Origin of the sequence: Aliidiomarina sanyensis (genome assembly GCF_003987175.1) — a bacterium.
GTDB lineage: Bacteria > Pseudomonadota > Gammaproteobacteria > Enterobacterales > Alteromonadaceae > Aliidiomarina > Aliidiomarina sanyensis.
Genome location: NZ_PIPM01000009.1, coordinates 53,039 through 75,766, shown reverse-complemented (window position 1 = coordinate 75,766; position 22,728 = coordinate 53,039). Strand labels below are relative to the sequence as shown.

The window sequence follows — 22,728 nt, the reverse complement described above, 5'->3', positions numbered from 1 at the left end:
TATCATCCCCTTAGATTGTTATTATGGAGTTCCGTGGTTCCATTTTAAAAATGGGCCAACAAAGTTTATAACAAGCTTATACCATTAGTTCAAGCATCCAATATGCTTATTTCAAGGCACCCCGTATTCCCTGTGTGCCTTTAGCAACAAGGCGTGGGCGACTTTCTCTAGGCTATCACAGTGATTTTTATTGAAAAGCCTTTTTTCGTTAAAAATTAACAATTTTTTCCGGAAGCCCCGTTTAGCTGGGGCTCCCGACCATTGGCTTATTTTGATTTTCTCTTATTTTTCGGTGACTTATAAGGCTCATCAGCCAGTGCTAACGTAAGAACTTCATCAATCCATTGCACCGGAAAAATTTGTAAATCCGCCTTCACATTGGCCGCAATCTCCTTAAGATCGCGCTCATTCTCCTTCGGAATAAGGACACGTTTGATGCCACCGCGATGTGCCGCTAGTAATTTTTCCTTCAAACCACCGATGGCAAGCACTTCACCACGTAGGGTAATTTCACCGGTCATGGCCACATCGGCCCGAACAGGATTACCCGTCAAAGACGAAACTAATGCGGTCACCATGGCAATCCCGGCACTGGGTCCATCTTTCGGGGTTGCCCCTTCAGGAACATGCACATGCACGTCGCGCTTTTCATGAAAGTCATCCGCAATACCCAGCTTTTCCGCACGGCTCCGAACGACCGTCATCGCGGTGCTAATGGATTCCTTCATCACATCACCGAGCGAGCCGGTGCAAACCACTTTTCCTTTTCCTGGAACACTTGTGGCTTCAATCGTCAGCAAGTCGCCGCCCACTTGAGTCCACGCAAGGCCTGTCACCTGCCCAATTTGATTCTCTTCTTCTGCTTTTCCGAAATCGTGGCGACGAACACCGAGAAAGTCCTCGAGATTCTCTGCATTGATTTGAACCTTTTTGAGCTTCTTATCAAGTAAGATTCGGCGAACCGATTTACGACATAAAGTAGATATCTCGCGTTCCAAGTTACGAACACCGGCCTCACGTGTGTAATATCGGATGATTCCGAGAATCGCATCGTCGGCAATCTCTAGCTCCCCTTTTCGCAACCCATTGCGTTCCATTTGCTTGGTCAGTAAGTGACGCTTCGCAATATTGAGTTTCTCATCCTCGGTGTAGCCCGAAAGGCGAATCACTTCCATCCGATCCAGCAAGGGCGCTGGAATATTCATACTGTTTGAAGTCGCTACAAACATAATGTCGGACAGATCGTAATCGACCTCCAAGTAGTGATCATTAAAACTACTGTTCTGTTCGGGATCGAGAACCTCAAGCAGTGCGGACGAGGGGTCACCTCGCATATCCGATGACATCTTATCGATTTCATCAAGGAGAAAGAGTGGATTACGGACACCGACCTTAGCCATCTTTTGCATTAATTTGCCCGGCATCGAACCAATGTAGGTCCGACGGTGGCCTCGAATTTCGGCTTCGTCCCGCACGCCCCCGAGGGCCATGCGGACATACTTACGACCCGTCGCCTTCGCAATCGACTGTCCCAAGGAAGTCTTTCCGACTCCAGGCGGTCCAACAAGACATAGGATCGGACCACGGACTTTCTTACTTCGCTGCTGAACCGCCAAGTAGTCAAGAATGCGTTCTTTCACTTTTTCAAGGCCATAATGATCTTCATTGAGGATTTTCTCAGCGTCCGCCAAATCTTTCTTCACCCGTGATTTCTTCTTCCACGGTACGCCTGTAATCCATTCAATATAGCTGCGAACAACGGTCGCTTCTGCAGACATCGGCGACATCATTCGCAGTTTTTGGAGCTCAGATTTCGCCTTGTCGTACGCTTCCTTCGGCATCTCAGCTTCGTCAATCTTCTTAGCCAGCGCCTCAAACTCGTCAACACCGTCTTCGCCCTCTCCGAGCTCCTTTTGAATGGCTTTCATCTGCTCATTCAAGTAGTACTCGCGTTGACTCTTTTCCATTTGCTGTTTGACGCGATTACGAATCTTGCGCTCGACCTGCAGAATATCAATCTCGCCTTCCATAAGCGCCATCAAATGCTCGAGGCGCTCCTGAACACTTACGATCTCAAGAACTCGTTGCTTGTCGGCTAATTTCAACGGCATATGCGCCGCCATGGTGTCTGCTAAACGATCCGCATCGTCAATCCCATTTAAGGACGTGAGCACTTCAGGCGGAGTTTTCTTATTGAGCTTTACATAGCCTTCAAATTGATTGAGTGCTGAACGCACCAACACCTCTTCTTCGCGCTCTTCGATGCCGTCGCTCACAAGCGCCTCAACATCTGCACGGAAAAACTCACCCTCAGGATTCCACGCTTTCACGCGCGCCCGCTGGGTCCCCTCAACGAGGACTTTAACGGTGCCATCGGGCAGTTTGAGAAGCTGAAGGATCGTTGCAATCGCACCGACTTCGTAGATGTCGTCTGCTGCCGGTTCTTCCACTGAGGCATCTTTTTGTGCCACAAGAAAAATTTCTTTATTGTCGTTCATCGCTGCATCAAGGCAGCGAATGGATTTCTCCCGTCCCACGAAAAGCGGAATCACCATATGCGGATAGACTACCACATCACGTAATGGTAAGACCGGCATCCCTTGACGTTGACCGCTCGCTTCTGTCATCTCTGATCCCATTATCGTTGTCCGAAAAAACTGTCTTAATCTCTAATATGCGGCTTCGTACGGAAAGTTCAATGGCTTTTAAGAAAAAGGGAGCCTCTTGGCTCCCTTTTGCTGTTTTATTCGCCAGATGCCTGTGCATCTTTGCTGTTGTGGTAAATCAGAATGGGATCGGAGTCTCCCCGAATCACTGATTCGTCAATGACCACTTTACTGACGTTTTCCATCGATGGAAGCTCATACATGGTCGTGAGGAGCACGTCTTCCACGATTGAGCGTAAACCACGCGCTCCTGTCTTTCGTTGCATCGCTTTTCGTGCAATGGCACGGAGTGCATCTTCTCGGAATTCCAGCTCAACATTCTCCATATCGAGCAATGCTGAATACTGTTTCGTCAAAGCGTTCTTCGGCTGACTCAAAATCTGTACTAGCGCATCTTCGTCAAGCTCGGTCAGGCTTGCGACAACCGGCAAACGACCAATAAACTCAGGAATGAGTCCATATTTGACTAGGTCGCCAGGCTCAACTTCGGTCAGAATGTTACTGTTCTCTTTTTCTTTAAGACTCTTAACTTCTGCACCAAAACCGATTCCGGTACCGGTCGCAAGGCGTTGCTCAATCACCTTCTCCAGCCCCGCAAATGCACCACCGCAGATAAAGAGGATTTTTGATGTATCTACTTGCACAAACTCTTGCTGGGGATGCTTGCGCCCCCCTTGCGGAGGAACAGATGCAACGGTACCCTCAATTAGCTTCAGGAGTGCTTGCTGTACCCCTTCCCCACTAACATCGCGAGTAATCGATGGGTTATCTGACTTGCGAGAGATTTTGTCAATCTCATCAATATACACGATTCCACGTTCAGCTTTGGCGGCGTCATAATCACATTTTTGCAGCAGCTTCTGGATAATGTTCTCAACATCCTCGCCCACATAACCCGCTTCGGTCAGTGTGGTGGCATCGGCCATTGTGAACGGAACATCAAGGAATCGAGCTAACGTTTCCGCCAGGAGCGTTTTACCACTGCCCGTAGGACCAATCAGCAAAATATTACTTTTGCCCAACTCAATCTCATCGTGAATCCCAGCATTACGTAACCGTTTGTAGTGGTTGTAGACTGCAACCGAGAGCACACGCTTCGCACGATCTTGACCAATGACATAATCATCAAGGTGTTTGCGAATATCTTTCGGTGTGGGCAAAGAATCATCTGCACTTTTCGGTGCGATGTTCTTAATCTCCTCGCGCAAAATATCATTGCACAAATCGACACATTCATCGCAAATAAACACCGAAGGACCGGCGATCAGCTTTTTCACTTCATGCTGACTCTTGCCACAAAAAGTGCAATAGAGTGCTTTGGTACCTTTGCCGTTTCCGGTGGTTGAATCGGTCATCTACTTCTCCAGACGTTCATCTGAAACCCTAACAGGTTTCCGTTATTTCTTTTGCTGGCCGCGCTTTTCCAATACTTGGTCTACGAGGCCATAATCCCGCGCTTTCTCGGCACTCATGAAGTTATCACGATCGGTGTCCTGCGCAATCCGGTCAAAATCCTGACCCGTGTGTTCAGAGAGCAAGCGATTGAGCTTCTCTTTAATATACAAGATTTCTTTCGCATGGATCTCAATATCTGATGCTTGTCCCTGAAATCCTCCGAGCGGTTGATGAATCATGACCCGTGAATTTGGGAGGCAGAAACGTTTTCCTTTTGCACCACTGGCTAACAGAAATGCGCCCATACTTGCCGCTTGGCCAATACAGATTGTCGAAACATCATTTCGGATAAATTGCATGGTGTCGTAAATTGCCATACCCGCAGTGACTGAGCCACCAGGAGAATTGATATACAGGTAGATGTCTTTTTCTGGATTTTCAGACTCAAGAAACAGCATCTGCGCCACAATTAGGTTAGCCATCTGTTCTTCGACTGGCCCACACAAAAAAATGATGCCTTCTTTCAATAAACGTGAGTAGATATCAAATGAGCGCTCACCCTTTGCGGTTTGCTCGATAACCATTGGAACTAATGCCGCCATCGGGTCAGGCGTCGAATCTCGCATCATGCACAACTCTCCTCAAAAAAAATGGCTCGGATGCTTCCATCCGAGCCATTAAACCAATTCCTGAGAAATTCAGCAAACGCTTATTTACCTTTCGGGTTCATCACGTCATCAAACGAGAGCTGCTTCTCAGTGACTTTTGCTTTCTCAAGCACCAAATCAATCGCTTGATCTTCCAATACAACATTTTGTACTTGCTGCATGGCTTCTGCGTTTGATTTGTAATATTCAACCACCTGCGCCGGCTCTTCATACGCAGAGGCTGTGCTTTCAATCATTTCTGCAACGCGTGCTTCGTCGACTTTGATCCCGTTATCACGGATCACTTGGCCTAACAGCAGCCCAACTTTCACACGCTCATCGGCCTGTTCTTTAAACAGTTCTGCGGGCAACTCAGGCATATTCTTCGCATTACCACCGAAGCGTTGCATGGCTTGCTGACGCAGGACATTCACTTCCTGCTCACGCAATGCTGATGGAACTGGCACATCGGCGTTAGCAGCTAACAAGCCTTTAATGACTTGCTGTTTCACTTTGCTCTTCACCGCACCTTTCAGTTCACGTTCCATATTTTTGCGAACTTCAGTCCGCAATGCATCTAAGCCACCGTCGCCGATACCAAACTGAACCGCAAACTCATCGTTCAACTCTGGTAACTCAGGTGCTTCAACCTTCTTGATCACCAGGTCAAACTGCGCAGGTTTGCCTTTCAAATCTTCCGCGTGATATTCCTCTGGGAATGTCACCTCGATCGTTTTCTCAGCACCCGCTTTAAGGCCTTTTACGCCATCTTCGAAGCCAGGAATCATGCGGCCTTGGCCCATTTCCAGTTCAAAGTTTTCTGCTTTCCCGCCTTGGAACTCTTCACCATCAACACGACCAACAAAGTCCATGGTCACTTTGTCGCCATCTTTCGCGCCACGCTTCACCTCTTTAAATGAAGCATGCTGCTTGCGCAAAGTATCCAGCATGTTGTCGACGTCTTTATCCGTTACTTGAGCAACCGGCTTTTCCACTTCAACCTTGTCCAAGTCTTTCAATTCGACTTCTGGATAGATTTCAATGATGGCCACGAACTCGAGGTCTTTGCCTTCTTCATCCACATTGGCTTCAAAACGCGGCGAGCCCGCTGGATTGATTTTCTCTTGAACCAACGCTTCGATATAGTGACGTTGAATTTGTTCCATCACCACATCTTGACGAATCGAAGGGCCGAAACGCTTCGCGACGAGGCTAACGGGGACCTTACCCGGACGGAAGCCGTCCATCCGTACGGTGCGAGCACGTTGCTGAACCTGTGCTTTCACTGCTTGATCAATTTTCTCAGCCGGGATCGTGATGGTAATCCGGCGCTCTAAACCTTCAGTTGCTTCTACAGAAACCTGCATTGCGTTGTTACCTCTGCATCACTTCATGGTGCATGTTCGTGTTCCCGCAGCCGCACAACAGCGACTACTCCAAAATTCCGAGGGTTCTCTCAACGGACCCGCACGAGGCAGGAGTCAAAGACGAGTAACCCCAATTCCCTCAAGGACGCCGGAGCGCTTCTTGAAAAAATGACGCGACATTATAACGATCAGATGCCAATGAGTCGAGCGAGAGTGTGCATTAATTCCTCGAGAATACCAAGCCCCTACGCAACAACCGGGACTCAGTCGCGTGCAATCATTGACATTTATGCAACAAATCCGCACCCTATCTGTAAAATAATAATAATTAAATTCGATTTTCGAACAGGGTCTATTTTATGGGTCGCCTTTTACCCGAACATGCCGCACTTGTCGCCCTTATCGACGCACTCCCTGTCGCGGTTTTTTACGCGCAGACCGATTCAACGCCGCCGAATACAGCGAACTATTATTGTAACCAAACCGCTTCAGATATGTTTGGTCTTTCGGACCAGTCCGAACTTGGGCAGCAAATCGAAGCACTCGAGTTTTCGGTCGATCATGACCTGGTCAGTGCGCCAAACCCAACGCGCCCAATTGCATCACCGCTTCTCGCTGGTCTACGGGGCGAGTATATCGAGCGTCGGGATCTAGTCTTCAAACAGCTGCCGTTAAATATGCAAAGTGTATCACTTGATACGCCCTCAGGGTCGATCCACGCTATTTTTATCCAGCCACGTGATCATCGGCTCTTTCGTCATGGGGGACAGCCTCTCGACACCCTGACGTCTGAGATTTCACTGCGTGACCTCATCGCTTTCGACAAATTAATCTCTGAGCTCTCCACAAAGCTTATCAATGCACAGGGTGAAGATGCTGAACGTCACATTCAGAACGCGCTTGGTGCACTTGGACAATTTTGCCAAGCGGACCGCACTTATGTGTTCTTGTTTGATTACGACTTCAGCGCCATGTCGAATACCCATGAATGGGTTCGTGATGGGGTGACAAGCCACATTGACGATCTCCAAAACGTCCCAAAAGAAGCGCTCCCTTGGTTTTTCGAAACCATCGAGCAAGAGGGCTTGTTTGTTGTTCATGATACCCGTGCGATTCCTGAGCGAGGAGCAGCCGAGCAGGAGGAGTTCGATCGCGAAGATATTCGCTCGGTTCTGTGTGTCGGCATGTATGCGGCCGGCGAATTGATCGGCTTCGTGGGCTGCGATATGGTTGCGCGGCTTCGTCATTGGTCTGAGGCTGATATCAGACGATTCAAACTGGTTGGAGAAATGATCGCAAACGCGATTCAGAATCAACGTTTCTATAGTTCACTGCAAACCTCTCAAGAACAGTTAATTGCGGCTAATGACGCGTTGCGAGAGCTTGCCTTGCGAGATGGGCTGACAGGGTTGGCAAATCGTCGACAGTTTACCGAACGACTCAGTGAGGAAATTGCGCGTTCTCGGCGCCAGGGCTTCCCGTTAACTGTCGCGTTATTTGACCTCGATGCATTCCGTAAATATAACGAGCACCATGGATTACAGGCCGGGGATGGTCTGCTGCAGCGCCTCGCTGAACGGTTAAAAACTCATTTCCGGCGGCACGGGGAATTGGTCGCTCGTTATGATGGTGCCCAGTTTGCTGTCCTCATTCCACACGTTGAGTTCCACTTGGCACAATTGCGCGCAACCAGCTTTCTTGACGTGTTGCAGGGGATGGCGATCGAACATCTTGGTGTGCAAGAGGGCCAAGTCACAATTTCCGCCGGCGTCGCTGGGTTAAGTGCGCAATCCTCTCCGGAGGAATTGATCGCAGCTGCGGAAAATGCGCTCAACATGGCGAAATCAAAAGGCCGCAATCAAGTCTATCCAAGCCCTCAGTAAATTGCTGTTAAATGTTAAAAAATAGTCTATTGTGAGTAGCGTGCATCTGCGCCGTATCCGGTGCACTTCTTTGAAAACAACATTGAAGTAAACAATAACAATGAACTCATACTCTATTGAGGAAGCACATTATGAACAACCCACTCAATAAACTTGGTCAATATCAGGGTGAAGTACTTGGTATTCTGCGCATTACGACCGCTTGGATGTTTTTATTACACGGAACAGCAAAGGTCATTAAGTGGCCTGCTGTCGATATGTTCGCACAACTTCCACTCATGTCGTTCTTTGGTTTTGTCGGTATTCTGGAAGTCGTTCTTGGCATTCTGGTTCTTATCGGCTTCCAAACACGAATCGCCGCATTTTTAGCATCTGGGATGATGGCCGTGGCTTATTGGGGCTGGCATGCGCTTGAATATGGGAATTGGTTTTTACCCATGATGAATGGCGGTGAGCCTGCTGCGCTATTCTGCTTTATTTTCTTGTTTTTGGCCGCAGCTGGCCCAGGCAAATGGAGTCTTGATGGCAAGTAAGTTACCGTGGCTCGCAGCTTCTGCTGCGAGCTTTTTTCTCGTATTACAACTGACCGCGTGCAGCAGCACACCTGAACGCGAGGAAGCTGCTAATATTCAAGTTTCCAACGGTGTCGCGCTGCTTGACGGACGCATCAGTGTCGCAAGTTTTTATCGGCTCCGAGACGCCGTGAGCGACGGCTCAGTGCAACGACTCGCTGTCAATAGTGAGGGCGGTGACCCGATGGCCGCGATGCAAATTGGCTATCTATTGCAGCGGGAACAAATGACCTTAGACATTCGGGGCGCTTGTGAACGTGAGTGCGCGAATTACCTATTTACCGCAGCTGCCCAACGAAGAGTTTATCCCGACGCCATTATTAGCTGGTCCGGTGGCGCCATTGAACAAAGCGTTATCTTGTCGTGGGAATCCTATATCCTGCCGGGAATTCGAGATTTTGTGACTCGTTATAGTGACCAATATTTGCGCCGCGAAACACGCTTTTTCGAACGAATCGGTGTCGATCAATATATAACTTCATACGGTTTCCACCCGCGGCTTGGCTGTACCGATAGCGCGCGTTTCTATTACAGTTGGCCTGACTTAATCAGTATGGGAATCGGCCCCACAGAATTCGTTGGAAGAAGTTACGCGCGAGCTTTTGAACACTACCCCAGCGATATTTGCCGTGTAGATTTGAGCAACCGACAACTGCTGCTCGAACCCTAGGATGCGATCCCATCACTCAGTTGATGGGTGTCGTACTGATGTTGCTCACACCACCTTACCCATGCGTCTGAATGTGCGCTTGGAATACCCACATGAAGGCTGACCTGATTGCCATAATCGACATCAATCAACTCGCCTTGATGTTCAAAAAGCCAATGGCGAAAGATTTGCTCATGTGCAAAATCAAGACAGACTCGGTACTGTTCATGACGCACTTGGGTGTGCGTTTTAAGTCCGGACATTGCAAGTTCCGCCGTATGAGAGTATGCGCGAACGAGTCCCCCGGCTCCGAGTTTAATGCCACCGAAATAACGCACCACGACCACCATAACATCTCCGATACCTTTGTGTTGTAGCACATTAAGAATCGGTTTCCCCGCCGTACCTGAGGGCTCCCCATCATCATTTGCTGCCGCGCTTGCGGCTGCACTCGGATCCCCAATCAGATAAGCCCAGCAATAATGTCGCGCATCGGGGAAGCGCGCTCGCAACGAAGAAACAACTGCAAGTGCCTCCTCGCGCGAGGTGACCTTTTGCGCTACCCCAATGAAGCGACTTTTCTTCACGAGGTGCTCAATTTCGACCTGATCAAGCGGAACGGGATACGACAAAAATAGAGCCTTTAAGTTAATGAGCGCTGTCGATGGCTTGGAGCAGGTCAATGAGAAGTTCACGCGGATCTTCTATTCCGACCGATAAACGAAGTAAATCGTCGGGAACCGGTGTCCCCTCTCCTTCAATACTTGCCCGATGCTCAATCAGACTCTCCACTCCACCAAGTGACGTTGCGCGTTTCCACAGGCGAGTCTCCGCTGCTACCTTGATTGCGGCAGACGCGCCTCCCTTTAAGCGAATGGAGAGCATGCCACTGAACCCTCCATGCATTTGTTTTTTTGCAACGTCATGTCCTGGAAACGAGGGGAGTCCGGGATAAAGCACCTCTGTGACTGACTCACTTTTTTGCAGTTCTTCGGCCAGCCACAAAGCTGAGCGTGAGCTTTCGCGCACTCGCAAGTGCATCGTCCGCATTCCGCGTAGGAGCTGATTCGCGTCCTGAGGGCTCAATACCGCGCCTCCTTGCTTACGGACCAATCGGATTCTCTCCCATAACGGATTGATCTCACCCGTAACAAGTGCGCCAGCAATAACATCAGAATGTCCGTTCAAATACTTTGTTGCAGAGTGCATGACAAAATCTGCACCAAGCTCCAGAGGACGTGTTAACAGGGGCGTTGCCACGGTCGAATCGACAGCCACGTAAATTTCATGTGCTTTTGCTAACTCACAGATTTTTTCTATGTCAGACACGGTCCACATCGGATTTGCCGGTGTTTCAAGCCATATCAGTTGGGTCTCAGTCGGCCGTATGGCGGCCTTCAACGCATCAAGGTTCCCCGTATCAACAAAGCTCAGCTGCAATCCCCAACTTTTTGCCCAGCCCAACAGCCAAGCCCGGAGCGCCCAATACATGACCGTCGGTGCAATCACATGTGCCCCTGGCTGTAAAGCTTGAAACACCGCCGTCGCAGCAGCCATCCCTGAACTAAAAAGAAGCGATTCGGCTCCCCCTTCGAGACTCGTTAAGACGCGCTCTACCGGCACATAGGTTGGATTATCGGCGCGTGAATAAACCCGCCCACTTCGATACTGGTTATCCTCGTCACGCAAATAGGTGGTGGATGAATAGGTAGGAGGGACGAGTCCGTCGGAGCTTTCGTCAATATAGCCCAACGCCTGAGCTAAACGGGTTGCAGCGCTGTAATGGTGATCAAGTTTTTGACGCATTCTGGTTCTCTTTTCACGCGGGGGATGGCCCGTCAGTTACACCGTTAAGGGATGAGTGGACGATAGTCGTTCTCAAGTTGTGCAAATGAGAAATCACCCAAGAATCGTCCCACGCTCAACCACGTTGCGAGACCTCGCAAATCTTTGAAGTGAGGTGGAACATAATGTGGACTCGTGATCACACCGCTATCGTGCAACTCACAGATGAGACGAAAATCGTCCACTGCAATTTTGCCCGTAAGCAACAATGGAAGCCGTTCAATTTTTCCAAGTTGCACAGCCACGCGAATGAGGTTGTAGACCAATACAAAACCGCGAATATACGCAAGGTCTTTGGTAAAAGGTTTGCCCGTCGCGGTGCTACCGCGGAAAACACGTTGTGTCAGCGTATAAGCTTCCTCATCTCGCATTCCCTGCTCTTGGCATTTACGAAATACCTCAACAAACTCTGCGCCATCAGCAGCGAGCGCCACCGCATGTATGCGTTGAACCAACTTTGCTAATCGGCGTGGTGTCGAGCGAAGGGTAATGACTTCTGTAAGGACTGCAATCCCCTCTTGCGTAATAGTTGCACTGGGCGTTCCTTTACTCAGGCACGTTAAGTAAGGCTGCCGAAGTCCATTTTGCGTGGTGCCCACATGAATCCAGCCTTCATGCACCTCAAGAATATCCAATTCGCGTTGCGAAAATTTCACATCTTGATTGAGCTTGATCCGATCACTTCCCGCAGCCGCATCACTGACGATTCCATCGGACAACATCACCTGTACATCAACGCCCTGCATGCTCTCTTTCAGTTGGGATTGCAAACGTGATACTGCTTCAGCGGCGTCGATATTTTTACTCTCTTCCGGCAAAGCATCGCTCGCCAGCAAAGAATCAAGCGGGCTTTGCAACATATGCGCAAGCTCAACGAGTGAGGGCTCATTGGCGTGAAACACATCATCGGGATGACCAAATAATTCAACGGACAGCTCATGAAACTCTGACGTACCTCGCGCTTCAAGCATTCGCACCACATCGCGATATTCACGACAGGCGCGACTCATTAATTGCGCGATGGGGCTTAAGCGACCCAATTGGCGGGTAATATCACGTTGAAGTTCAGCGAGCTCGTGTCGTAATGACGCCGGATCAAAACCGAGTGCTTTGCGTTGGTAAAAGTCACGATCAATTGCCGGGTTTTTCTGTGCTTTGTTGGCAAAGAATTGCTCTCGAGTCCCTCGGTCCCAATTAATGGCATCGAGAATTCGGATCGGCGCTTGCAACTGAACTAATCGATCGGACAACTCGCGCGCACGAAGTAATAAATGTTGTTCTACCATGGAATACTCAATCTGCTAATGACGATATGAGCTTATCATAGGGAGTACTGACGAGGGATGCGATTTTTACCGTATCACTTGAAAAACAAAGAAATGGTCGGCGAGACTGGATTCGAACCAGCGACCCCTTGGACCCAAACCAAGTGCGCTACCAAGCTGCGCTACTCGCCGCCGACATACAGAGGGATTTAAAAGATGGGGTGGATGATGGGACTCGAACCCACGACAACCGGAATCACAATCCGGGGCTCTACCAACTGAGCTACACCCACCACTGACTGAGCTTGCGCTAACCGCGTCTGATTAATCCAGATACCTGCAAGCCTGGCACGCCCGGCAGGATTCGAACCTGCGACCGACGGCTTAGAAGGCCGCTGCTCTATCCAACTGAGCTACGGGCGCGCTGTTCTTCCTGCGGTGACGCTGGGAAAAAAATGGTCGGCGAGACTGGATTCGAACCAGCGACCCCTTGGACCCAAACCAAGTGCGCTACCAAGCTGCGCTACTCGCCGACAGCTGTTGCCACGACATTTCATGTCAGGGCGACAACGGGGGCGAATATTACCTATCTGACTGGTCATCGTCAAACAATTTTTCAGAATACATGACCGTCTGCCTATTTTTAAGACAAAGACAAGAAAAAGAGTCCTTTTTCCGCGCAAAGTTCGCTCATTCCGTTGTCCTGCGGCGCTATTTTCTGCGACAATATGGACCCAGTCAGCCACCCTACGATTCCGGAACGAGACCATGACCTCCCCGAACGCCGCTCAACTGATTGATGGCAAAAAAATAGCCCAAGGCATCCGCGACCGAGTGAAAGCAGGTGTCAAAGCGCGTCTTGACCACGGCCGTCGTCCGCCTGGTCTCGCTGTGGTGCTCGTCGGACAGGACGCTGCATCACAAGTCTATGTTGGCAGTAAACGCCGTGCGTGTGAGGAGGTCGGTTTTATCTCCAAAGATTATGACTTGCCGGTCACCGCATCCCAAGCATCTTTAGAAGCCTTGATAGACTCCTTGAACGACGATCCAGAAACCGATGGTATCTTAGTACAGTTACCCCTCCCCGCAGGCCTCGATGCAACGCGCATTCTTGAGCGGATCGATCCCAAAAAAGATGTCGATGGTTTTCACCCCTACAATATTGGCCGCTTATCACAACGAATTCCTTTGCTCCGTCCTTGCACTCCGTATGGTGTAATTCACCTCCTCGAAAGCACCGGGGTGGACTTACATGGCATGCATGCAGTGGTCGTTGGTGCTTCGAATATTGTCGGCCGGCCCATGAGTCTAGAGTTACTACTCGCCGGGGCTACAACCACCGTGTGCCACCGTTTCACAAAGAATCTAGAAGCCCACGTCCGCGCCGCGGATGTCCTCGTGGTGGCGGTGGGCAAGCCGTCATTTATTCCGGGCGATTGGGTGAAGCCTGGCGCAATTGTGATTGATGTGGGCATTAACCGTCGTAGCGACGGTTCCCTGTGCGGAGACGTAGAGTTCGCTCCTGCACAGCAACGGGCCTCATGGATCACGCCGGTACCGGGTGGTGTCGGCCCCATGACGGTTGCTTGCTTGATGGCCAATACTTTGCAGGCATGTAATCAGTTTCATGATCCATTCGATGCACCACCGCTTTTCTGATGTCTCGCACCGAAGGTCCCCTAGCTCGTGACCACTGGGATATGTCTCCAAAGGTAGCTTGAAACTGTTTGTCCAACCTATGGCGGCAGAGCTGTCTCAAGTGGCACTGTGGCACGCACCTGAATGAAGAAGGGGTGAGAAAACCACGGGACGTGTTGACAGCTTGCCAATGGCGTTTGCTTTCGCTGTATCAATGAGAGTAAGTCACGAACGAGTGGCGTTTTTAGGTCTAAGCAATGAGTAAACTCAAGGGTCAGTATGCGACTCCGCAGGTACTTCTCTTGGCGATTAGAATCTAATTCGGCCATTCGAGGGCGATCAAATCCAGCCGTCATTGGCCGATGTTCAGTAAGGGGTTGCAGTACCTCAAAACTAAACATGTACGGTTCAATTCCCGGAATGCGCTGCAATCGATCCACGTAGGTTTCTGAGATCCGCATCGGATCAAGTGAGCTCCGTGCACCATCTTTGGCGGCATAAATTGCGGCAGCTTGTACGAGCTGTTGCAGTGCAAATATCCACAGAAGCTGCACCGCAGCAGACAGCAAAATTGAGATGGTGAACAAGACAACCAAGGTTTCGACAAAAGCCTGCCCCCGTGTTTTGCTTCGAGTTGGCTCGGGCATTTTACTGACATCCGCCAGATTGAACACAGGCTGTCCATAACGATTCAAAGTCATTCAATCGTTGGAGTGCATCTCCAAGACTCCCGTAGGGCGTAACGACATCGGCTGCATACACCAAATTGGCTATAATCTCCTGTGAAACCAAGGTGCCCGACACATGGGCCTCGCTCGCATACAGCACATCAAACGATGCAGAGTCAGCAGTCAAGGATTGGGTTTCAATGGACTCAAACTGAGCAGAGTTCACATACACAGAATCAATATAAGCATCAAGCGCTGTCCAGTGGTCTGCCACGATTTCGAAAAACTGCGCCTTTTCTCCATGTAACTGACCGGAAACCGAGAGTGCATGGACATCGAGCAGGTCGGCAGACAAGACGTCTCCCAACAATGTTCCCACTGACACCTCATGTAATGGCCCTAGAAAATCATGGACAGCCAGATGGGCGAAGTGTGCATCATCCGCAAAAAGTGTATCGAATACACCCTCCTCACTGAAGAGCAACGTTGTAGACAATGTTTCAGTCTGAATCGATTCAGCCTCCAGTCCATCAACATACAGAGTTTCTCCATACGCGACTTCAGCCCATAACTGGTCCACGCTCATACTCTGCGCATCAAGTGAGTTGATCGCTGTAATTGCATGACCTTGCATATCAATATGAGTGGCCATCTGATTGAGTTCGGGCTGACCAGGAATTGCCACTCGATGGAGCGCATTTGTTGCGTCTTGCGCTTGCACGGGAACGGGAATTCGGGTGAATACACGCTCCCCCTCAACACCGGCGTTCGAAAGCCGGTTTGCAAGTTGCTGAGCGCGATGCGCTTGAGGGACTTCCGTGGATAGTTGTAGGCCAAAGCGATCGGATATAAAAACATAGGGTCGATCCCACGGATTTAACAGAGGCCCAAGATACAGCCCCTGGTCCATCAACATTGCCAAATCAATTCCCTCAGCAGGCAGTGGATTATGCATCAGAAAATAATGCACCACCTCCTTTATTCCGGCCACCTCGAGTGCAACGGTCGAGAGCGTGCTTTCCATGCGTTGAACCCGCTGCAGGTGAGCGAAGCTCAATAACATCGTAGCCACCAAGCCTGCAGCTATAACAAATTCAAGCAGCGTAAAACCCGCATTTCGTTTAACCCTCAATGAAAATGGATGAGGAATTTTCCTCCTGGCGAACACTGTCCTAGTCACATGAAAACTCCCTGTAGGCATTCTGTTGCGCAGCGAACAATATGCGCTCTTGTTCAGCACGTTGCATGTCACGAACTGACAACCAACATGCAGGTCTCACGATCGTTTCATCATGAGCACGCGAATCCGGTGAATCTGCATTGCGTGGCCAGACCGAAATAACCATCGCACTGCTACTGAGCAATGCGAGTACTAAGATGAGCTCCAGCAGGGTATAACCACGCATTTGCTTCAGCCTTGAAACGTTGCTTCAAATGTATTTCCAGAGAAGCTCACCGACTCAGCGATAGACGAAAAGTCACGACTAAGTCGCTGTCCCTCTTCGCTCACGCGAATATTGGTCAAGCGAACGATATAGCGAGTCGCATCGGTGGAGTCCACACTTATCTGGATATCCCCACCCCAGGGGTTAATGGAAGAACCATCACCCCATGAGATGGGAAGCGATGCAACTTGTGTTAATGCATCGACCGAGACACCCGTGTAGACCCCATTCCGAGGTCGCCATTGCTGAACACCGGACTGAATTGCTGCCACTTGCGATTTCGCCTCAGAAATTCGTGCATTACTGGTTGCCCAATCGCGCAAGGCAAGTACCCCCAAGGTTGCAAGTGCAACAATACTGAGAACTGCGAGGACCTCGATAAAGGTGAAACCTCCCATCCTGCGATTCCGCGATACGAGACGCCGTGCTGAGCCGAAGCGCCCCATCCCCCGAGGACTTGTCAGAAATGTATGTGATAATTGCATGATGTGACTCCTTGTCATCGTTAGTTGACTCGCATTCATTGCAAGTCAAGACACTGGTGTAGAATTAAGAATTTTACATCGCCCCTTGTGCTAAAAGCCGCATCATAGTGGCAAGGGCTAGAAATAGCAGAATCATGAAGCAACCTGCGAGAAAGAAACACGCCGCCGCAATGAGGTGTTGAGCACGTACTAACAGTCGATCGAGATCCCCTTCAACATAAACCGCTAACGTATCCAAACGTTCATTAAGTGGCAGCTTTGGGTTCTGACACTGCAGTCGAAACAAGATGGTTTTATCTACTAAAGGACTGCGCAGTAGCTGTGCCACCTCAAACTCTCCACGCCGAACACGCGCCAAAAAAATCGTTAAATAGTGGCGAAGATATGGAGTCGATAACGCCTTTAGTTCTTGAAGAATTGCTGCGAATGAAACGTTGTGATGCAGCAAAATTGAACTCGTACGCAAGAACGATATCAGTTGCGTACGCCGATAGACGCGAAATATATAAAGCGATTCGAGATGGCGTCGCCACGGGGCTGCCACTGTAGGTAACAGCCAACGTAGCCCAATCGCAATCAGGATGCCAACCCCAACAATCAAGGGAAGGCCGATCAACAAAAACTCCGCGAGTCGATGCACAATCTGGGCGGTTACAGTCATTTGATGCGCATCGTCGAAGACCCCTTGATCCGCAAAACGTGGAAGCACCTGTGTGCCAATAAAGATGAGTGCGATGCACGATACGAGACATAACAGCAGCGGATAGCTCATTTTCTTCATCCACAACACCAGTCCTGCTCGTTCCCGCTGATTTTGTGCATTGAACGCGCTCAGGATAGGCCCCAAGCAGCCATATTTCTGCCCCAACCGCATCACCATCACGAGTTGTGGTGAGAAATCGGCCTCCATACCCTTTGCGATCGGCTGACCCCGCTGAACCGTTCGTTTGATACGCTCAAGCCACAAGAGCTCCCGTCGACTCCCATGTTCTTTCAGAGCCATCTCGAACCCTAACATTGATTTTTCAATGCCAGAACCGGATCCCAACCATTCATGCAGCCCCGTAACGAAATTAACTTGTCGTTTCAGAGATACGCTCATTCTGAGCACCCCCATGCAGGTCATTCAATAGGAGCTGACTTAGGCCCGGAACCAACTCACTTGCATCATGCCAGTCAACCGTTCCCTGTCGTACGAGTGTGTAGGCATCTTGTGCCAAACTCCGGAATCCACGCTTTGTCATTGATTGGCGCCATTCCTGAGTATCCATTGTGCGGATAAATGCGCCTCCCTCATCACCAGGCACGATCACCTCACAGACCAAGACACGCCCCTTCACACCAGCATAATGGCAAGCTGAACACCCTTTGGCATTTCTTCGATAGACACCCTGTCGAGCTCCCTCGCTATCGACACGGCGACATTCACTGCATAGTTTCGGGAGCAAACGTTGAGCAATCAGTCCGGCAAATAGCCCCGGTTGTGCCAAATGCGCCAGTGGCACCCCAAGATCATGAAGTCGTGCAATGATGCCAATCGCATCCGTTGCATGAATCGTAGACAACACCAAGTGGCCCGTGAGTGCCGCGCTCAATGCAGCTTGCGCAGTTTCCAGATCACGAATTTCACTGACCTCAACAATGTCAGGGTCTTCCCGCAAGGCGACCTTAAGTAATTCCGCGAAGCGCTGACCCGCCTGCTGAACAACTAGTTTTTGATCAACGCGGGGCTGAATAATCTCAATCGGGTCTTCAAGGGAAATTATTTTTCGCGTTGCGGGTACCGCCTCATTCAATGCAGCAAGAGTGGTTGTTTTTCCATGCCCCGTTGGTCCCGAAATAAAAACAATTCCACTGGGTTGAGCCATGAGATGTTGCATCGTTTGTCGATGTGATTCATCCAGCCCAATTTGAGCCAATGTGGGAACCTCTCCTTGCCCAATGCGCTGTAACCGAAGTGTGACGGTGAATCCGTCTCGGCACGGCGACTTTTGAACTCGGAGTCGAATCGGTTGTGCCGGGACACCCACCTCCAGACTAATGGTTGCAGAGGATATTTGCCGTTCATCAAAGATATCGACATGGTCATCCGACTGCGTCTGTAACGCCGCAGCAACGACTTCGGTCACGAAAACGCGACTTCGATCAAGCTGTGGGATCAGCAAGCCATCGACTCGATAGCGTATCTGCGCAGTGAGTCCACTCAAACGTATATGAATGTCACTCGCTCCTTGCGTGAGTGCGTCATTTACCATGTCATGCAAGGATTGAAGCGCCAAACTGGAACCTTCTGAATCACCGACAAATTGCTCTCGCGCACGTCTTAACCCATCAGCGTCCGTTAATAGCGTACGAATTAAATCAGCCGAGGCACGATGCCAAGGGGATGGTTGTTCCGCATTGATATACCGGTATGTTAACGCGAGTAACGCGGGCATTTGCTGTTGCCAGCTTGTTTCACTAGCAAGCACTCGACCATCAGCCAAAACGACAACAGCGCAGGCGTCATCTTCAGCCGAGAGTTCAAGACAGGTGGTCAGTGCGTCCTCATGAACTTGGCTATAACCGAGATCACTCAAGGTTTCGATAGTGTCCATGACGACTCCCCTTGTAATCGATGACGTCTTCCGTTGTGTACGAGCGTTACCCCGTCCTTGCGAACTTGCACATTGACTTGATTTAGAAGGACATCTCCATCTCGGGCAAAAAATACCCGACTCCCATACAGGATCCGAGCAAACCATTCGTCACCAAAATACAAAAGGGCAGCAAGTGTCATCCTCTCGAGGTCAATCTGATAATCCGGCTTGCTATCGCGCACGGAAGGATCTGAGTTATGCGTGATGGAATCCTGCTGACGACTCAAGTTTTGAATGGCCGAAAGGGCTTCCGCGGCCTGCAGCTGAAACATCAATTGGCGCGCTTTTGACTCAGCCTGCTTTTCCAATATCTGTTGGTTTCTAAGAGAAAGTGCGAGATTTCGGTGTTGAGATCGCTCAGCTTCACGCAACGCCATTCCATCCAAAATAGAATCGCTGTCGAGTGCAACAGCTGTGTGGGCAAACAACCCAAAACCTACCATCAGAAGCGTCCCTGCTCTGTTCATGTTTAGTCTCCTACGTACTCAAATGTCATTTCCCCGCGGCCCACCCACGGAAAGGCGTGCGGTCGTGTTACTTCGTACTCCAAGGCTCGAAGCACGACCGGATGCGCGGCTAAAAGATCGGCTAAGCGGTCAAAGTCGTAAAACGAAAAGTCATCAAAACGGAGTCTAAAGCGCCCTCGTTGCTCCAAACCTGAATGCTCTGTGACTCGTTGGCGGTGGAGTGCTAATCCTGGAAACTGACGATGAATCAGATCCTCTAACCAATCGCCTTGTGCTGCAAACGGTAATGTTGGCGTCACAACATGAGAGCTTGGTTTGTCTGTTGCCCAGTATAAAGCTCTCCCACCCTCTTCGTGTTGAATCTGAATCCCTTGCCCCATGGCGAATTCATGGAGGTCCAGCAGGTCGCCGGTATCGGCTCGAACTTGAACGAGGATTCCCTTTCTATCCCAGCGAAAGTTCACAGGTGCCCACCCCGGCAACTCAATGAGCGCGTTTAATACGATCGTGTGATGCGCTAACGCATCACGCACGTGCGGGTCTTCGGGCCGGGTCTGCGAAGGAGTATTCTCCCGCAACTCCACGATGTGCTGGGCCGGATTCGTCGACGGAGCCTCCTCATTCGACAATTCCGGCCAAACCCACGCGACCGCGAAAAACGCGAGACTTGCGACCACCGCCGCGGATAATTTTGGGGTTCTCTGTAGCACCGGAAGCGTGTTCAGATCATCCCACTGGAAGTCAAGCGACTCCCACTGAGTTGAGGGCAAACAAGCTTCCAAAACACAACGCTCAAAGCCTTGAGGGCAAAACCCGTATCGAATGTGGTGTTTCATTGAAGACTCCACAATCCGTAACGTGGGTGCCAATGCCCCACGATGAATACAGCGCCATAACTCGATTCCCGTCTCCGTCCACACAATCACCGCGACCAGATCGCGATCCGGAAACGGAACAACCAAAATACCCGGCAATGTATGTTTTCGTGACGAAATCAGCGGCCAGAAATTGGGCGTCTGCTCTCGTGCGACTAAGGCACAGTGAGCCTGCCCCCACTTAACACGCAGGCCAAACTCAGCTTGATACGGCTTCGCAATGGTGGCTAAGGATTGCCAACGTTGCCAACGGCGCAACGTAATACATAAGACATCCAGACTCATAGCATTCGTCCTGACGGTAAGATTCTGGGTGTTAGGATGAGGAGCGTTTCCGTATGCTGAGTTGATCGCGATCGGGAGCCACCCAGAATGCGCGACATCAACGAGCGATCATATTGATAATGCGACCGGCTATTTTGCAGGCCGGATATCAGCAAGGATTCTTGATTTTGCACGATTGCCTTCATAAAGAACTTTTTTCGGCTGGTTTGCGGGGTTTGAATCGTCGTATCTCCCGAGCTCACCTCATTGATGTTTTTTAAATCAGATAACGAGGTAGACAGCTGTAGGAGAACTTGATCATTCGCCACTTTAGGCAGGAGATAGAGCTCAAAACCGGTCCGGACAACGCCAGGAATGAGGAGGTCATTTGATCCTACATTCGCCGTTGAAGAGCTTCCGGCAGATGCAAGATAGGTGACATTATCCTCAAGGATGATTTTTGAAATCTGATTATTGAGAGTCACCAGCCGGGGATGATTACTGATTTCAACCACGCCTTGTTGCGACAATGCGCGTAACAGAAGCTGCGATCCTGCCATCGGACCTTGCAGTCGTTCATACCCCAATGAAAGTCCATCCCTTGAAAGCTGGCCTACATGACTTCCAAGGTTAAAGGCTCCACTAGCCTCCGTTGCCTGATAGATTAAGTCCCAATCAACAGCTGACTGTGTTGAATCGTTGAAGGTCACATCGATGACTTGCACATCGACTGCGACTTGACGGGTGAGTCGCTCATTTTGCTGCATCAGATACTCGCGAACTTGCTGGACATATTGCGGCAAATCACGCACCAGTACAGACGTAGAGCTTTGATTGATTGCTATTTCACCTTCCGTTGAAATCAACAATTGCAGTGCGCGAGCGAGATCGTCCCATACTGAGAGGGCGTCGCTTGCAAAGTTTAAGTATTGCCCAGAGTCATCGTTAAGCCCCGTATTCAAAGGAAGCCCCTGCGCACCCTGAGGCATCGAGGGCGCACCCATGGTACTTCCATCTCCCCCAAGAAAGAAATTCGTGGCGCCAGCCAAAAAAGCGACATCGAATTCTGCCATTTCATATTGTCTCCACGTTAACAAGCGCTCTTCCGCGGTGAAACTTAAACCAGTCGTCAATGCAATCTGTTCAATAGCTTCTGCGAGGGTTCCCGAATGTTGCATGGTGAGAGGAAGTTCCGGATCAATATTGTCAAGCAGCCGAACACTCACGCCGATAGGGCTCGTAATATCCAGTAAAGCGTTACGTAAGGGGTAGTCAGAAAAGACGAACTGGACCGGTAAATTGAACCAACCCGGCGTATTGTTTTGTGGATGATTGAGCGGAGGAACAAAGTATCCCTGCTCATGCATGATATGGACATCTCGCGTACTGGGCACGACTGCCCGCTCACGAGCGCTATTTAATCGTTCATTTGCTGATGCGCTTATCGCATCGAATTCTGACGTTGCGAGGCAGCCACTTAGCAATAGGATACAGATACCAAACACGGTGAATCGAATCACAAAGCGCCTCCTGGGAGATAATTAACAACCGCCGTATGATTATGATGAAAGGTGACACGCAGACGATAGGGCGTGAGGAGCTGTTCAAGCAGTGCATTCTCATTGGCAGCGTGCATCTCATAATGGGTTGGCCAATAATGTTCTTGAGCCGCATACCACACAACATTCTGCACACCCCACTGCGTTTTTAGCAGCGCCTCTAACTGTGGGCGCAGCAATGCGGGTCGTAATGTCACCGAAACATTATTAGCTGATTGCGCGGCAGTTGGCGTCCGCTCAGTCCCGTGGGGAGCATGGAACGTCAGTGACGGACAAGGGGCGTAAGATTGGCCCGCCACAGGCGAGGACCAATAAAACAAAAGTAATGAAATAACGGCCCAAACGGGCCATTGATTGGATACCATAGCAAACCTCCGTGTTCAGGTAGGCGGACATCCT

At 50.1% G+C, this 22,728-nt stretch carries 21 protein-coding genes and 4 tRNA genes; 4 read left to right on the top strand and 21 right to left on the bottom strand.

All coding sequences use genetic code 11. The features are described 5' to 3' along the window. Positions 1-266: 266 nt before the first annotated feature. The 4 genes from lon to tig form a co-directional block, all read right to left on the bottom strand. Entirely contained in the window at positions 267-2,627 is a 2,361-nt protein-coding gene (lon, locus tag CWE11_RS09095; RefSeq protein WP_126777306.1) for an endopeptidase La, read from the bottom strand. 116 nt (positions 2,628-2,743) lie between these two features. Beyond that, a complete protein-coding gene (gene clpX / locus CWE11_RS09090) occupies positions 2,744-4,021 on the bottom strand; it encodes an ATP-dependent protease ATP-binding subunit ClpX (protein WP_126777305.1) in 1,278 nt (425 codons plus the stop codon). 42 nt (positions 4,022-4,063) lie between these two features. Continuing rightward, a complete protein-coding gene (gene clpP / locus CWE11_RS09085; protein ID WP_126777325.1) occupies positions 4,064-4,687 on the bottom strand; it encodes an ATP-dependent Clp endopeptidase proteolytic subunit ClpP in 624 nt (207 codons plus the stop codon). Positions 4,688-4,770: 83 nt separating this feature from the next. After that, entirely contained in the window at positions 4,771-6,075 is a 1,305-nt protein-coding gene (tig, locus tag CWE11_RS09080; RefSeq protein WP_126777304.1) for a trigger factor, read from the bottom strand. Between the two features lie 359 nt (positions 6,076-6,434). On the opposite strand from tig, the gene CWE11_RS09075 reads away from it, so the two are divergent. From CWE11_RS09075 to CWE11_RS09065, 3 genes are all read left to right on the top strand, one after another. Next, positions 6,435-7,958: a sensor domain-containing diguanylate cyclase gene (locus CWE11_RS09075; RefSeq protein WP_126777303.1), complete on the top strand. Its 1,524-nt coding sequence runs from the start codon at positions 6,435-6,437 to the stop codon at positions 7,956-7,958. Positions 7,959-8,089: 131 nt separating this feature from the next. Then, a complete protein-coding gene (locus CWE11_RS09070) occupies positions 8,090-8,491 on the top strand; it encodes a DoxX family protein (RefSeq protein WP_126777302.1) in 402 nt (133 codons plus the stop codon). Continuing rightward, the gene (locus tag CWE11_RS09065; RefSeq protein ID WP_126777301.1) at positions 8,481-9,200 is read left to right on the top strand and encodes a hypothetical protein; all 720 of its coding nucleotides are present in this window, start codon (positions 8,481-8,483) and stop codon (positions 9,198-9,200) included. The genes CWE11_RS09070 and CWE11_RS09065 overlap by 11 nt, the downstream gene beginning before the upstream one ends. Here CWE11_RS09065 and CWE11_RS09060 read toward each other — a convergent pair. The 7 genes from CWE11_RS09060 to CWE11_RS09030 form a co-directional block, all read right to left on the bottom strand. After that, positions 9,197-9,811, bottom strand: coding sequence for a YigZ family protein (locus CWE11_RS09060; RefSeq protein ID WP_126777300.1), 615 nt, complete (start codon positions 9,809-9,811; stop codon positions 9,197-9,199). The two genes, CWE11_RS09065 and CWE11_RS09060, sit on opposite strands and share 4 nt — an antisense overlap. Before the next feature lie 16 nt (positions 9,812-9,827). After that, positions 9,828-10,985: a trans-sulfuration enzyme family protein gene (locus CWE11_RS09055; RefSeq protein ID WP_126777299.1), complete on the bottom strand. Its 1,158-nt coding sequence runs from the start codon at positions 10,983-10,985 to the stop codon at positions 9,828-9,830. Between the two features lie 44 nt (positions 10,986-11,029). Continuing rightward, positions 11,030-12,310 carry a flavohemoglobin expression-modulating QEGLA motif protein gene (locus CWE11_RS09050; protein ID WP_126777298.1) on the bottom strand — a complete coding sequence of 427 codons (1,281 nt, stop codon included), beginning with the start codon at positions 12,308-12,310 and terminating at the stop codon, positions 11,030-11,032. A gap of 94 nt (positions 12,311-12,404) precedes the next feature. After that, a tRNA-Pro gene (locus CWE11_RS09045) sits at positions 12,405-12,481 on the bottom strand. 25 nt (positions 12,482-12,506) lie between these two features. Continuing rightward, positions 12,507-12,582: transfer RNA gene (locus CWE11_RS09040), tRNA-His, on the bottom strand. Positions 12,583-12,635: 53 nt separating this feature from the next. Then, positions 12,636-12,712 (bottom strand) — tRNA-Arg (locus tag CWE11_RS09035). 33 nt (positions 12,713-12,745) lie between these two features. Further along, positions 12,746-12,822 (bottom strand) — tRNA-Pro (locus CWE11_RS09030). Between the two features lie 235 nt (positions 12,823-13,057). On the opposite strand from CWE11_RS09030, the gene folD reads away from it, so the two are divergent. After that, positions 13,058-13,948, top strand: a complete 891-nt coding sequence (folD, locus tag CWE11_RS09025) for a bifunctional methylenetetrahydrofolate dehydrogenase/methenyltetrahydrofolate cyclohydrolase FolD (protein ID WP_126777297.1) — start codon at positions 13,058-13,060, stop codon at positions 13,946-13,948. 77 nt (positions 13,949-14,025) lie between these two features. Here the strand turns inward: folD and CWE11_RS09020 are convergent, their stop codons facing one another. The 10 genes from CWE11_RS09020 to CWE11_RS08980 all read right to left on the bottom strand — a co-directional run bounded on the left by CWE11_RS09020 (position 14,026) and on the right by CWE11_RS08980 (position 22,694). Further along, positions 14,026-14,628: a TadE/TadG family type IV pilus assembly protein gene (locus CWE11_RS09020; protein WP_126777296.1), complete on the bottom strand. Its 603-nt coding sequence runs from the start codon at positions 14,626-14,628 to the stop codon at positions 14,026-14,028. Continuing rightward, positions 14,576-15,658 carry a hypothetical protein gene (locus CWE11_RS09015; protein ID WP_126777295.1) on the bottom strand — a complete coding sequence of 361 codons (1,083 nt, stop codon included), beginning with the start codon at positions 15,656-15,658 and terminating at the stop codon, positions 14,576-14,578. Before CWE11_RS09015 ends, CWE11_RS09020 begins: the two co-directional genes overlap by 53 nt. Positions 15,659-15,767: 109 nt before the next feature. Then, positions 15,768-16,001: a prepilin-type N-terminal cleavage/methylation domain-containing protein gene (locus tag CWE11_RS09010; RefSeq protein WP_126777294.1), complete on the bottom strand. Its 234-nt coding sequence runs from the start codon at positions 15,999-16,001 to the stop codon at positions 15,768-15,770. A gap of 5 nt (positions 16,002-16,006) precedes the next feature. Beyond that, on the bottom strand, positions 16,007-16,525 hold the full coding sequence (locus tag CWE11_RS09005) for a type II secretion system protein (RefSeq protein WP_126777293.1): 519 nt from the start codon (positions 16,523-16,525) through the stop codon (positions 16,007-16,009). A 73-nt stretch (positions 16,526-16,598) separates the two neighbouring features. Continuing rightward, entirely contained in the window at positions 16,599-17,627 is a 1,029-nt protein-coding gene (locus tag CWE11_RS09000; RefSeq protein ID WP_126777292.1) for a type II secretion system F family protein, read from the bottom strand. Beyond that, positions 17,599-19,122 carry a GspE/PulE family protein gene (locus CWE11_RS08995; RefSeq protein ID WP_157981334.1) on the bottom strand — a complete coding sequence of 508 codons (1,524 nt, stop codon included), beginning with the start codon at positions 19,120-19,122 and terminating at the stop codon, positions 17,599-17,601. The genes CWE11_RS09000 and CWE11_RS08995 overlap by 29 nt, the downstream gene beginning before the upstream one ends. Further along, a complete protein-coding gene (locus CWE11_RS12060) occupies positions 19,101-19,631 on the bottom strand; it encodes a hypothetical protein (protein WP_157981333.1) in 531 nt (176 codons plus the stop codon). The genes CWE11_RS08995 and CWE11_RS12060 overlap by 22 nt, the downstream gene beginning before the upstream one ends. A gap of 2 nt (positions 19,632-19,633) precedes the next feature. After that, positions 19,634-20,791 (bottom strand): hypothetical protein, encoded by a 1,158-nt coding sequence (locus CWE11_RS08990; protein WP_126777290.1) that lies wholly within the window; start codon positions 20,789-20,791, stop codon positions 19,634-19,636. Then, the gene (locus CWE11_RS08985; RefSeq protein WP_126777289.1) at positions 20,788-22,290 is read right to left on the bottom strand and encodes a hypothetical protein; all 1,503 of its coding nucleotides are present in this window, start codon (positions 22,288-22,290) and stop codon (positions 20,788-20,790) included. Before CWE11_RS08985 ends, CWE11_RS08990 begins: the two co-directional genes overlap by 4 nt. Continuing rightward, positions 22,287-22,694: a hypothetical protein gene (locus CWE11_RS08980; protein ID WP_126777288.1), complete on the bottom strand. Its 408-nt coding sequence runs from the start codon at positions 22,692-22,694 to the stop codon at positions 22,287-22,289. The genes CWE11_RS08985 and CWE11_RS08980 overlap by 4 nt, the downstream gene beginning before the upstream one ends. Positions 22,695-22,728: the final 34 nt, after the last annotated feature.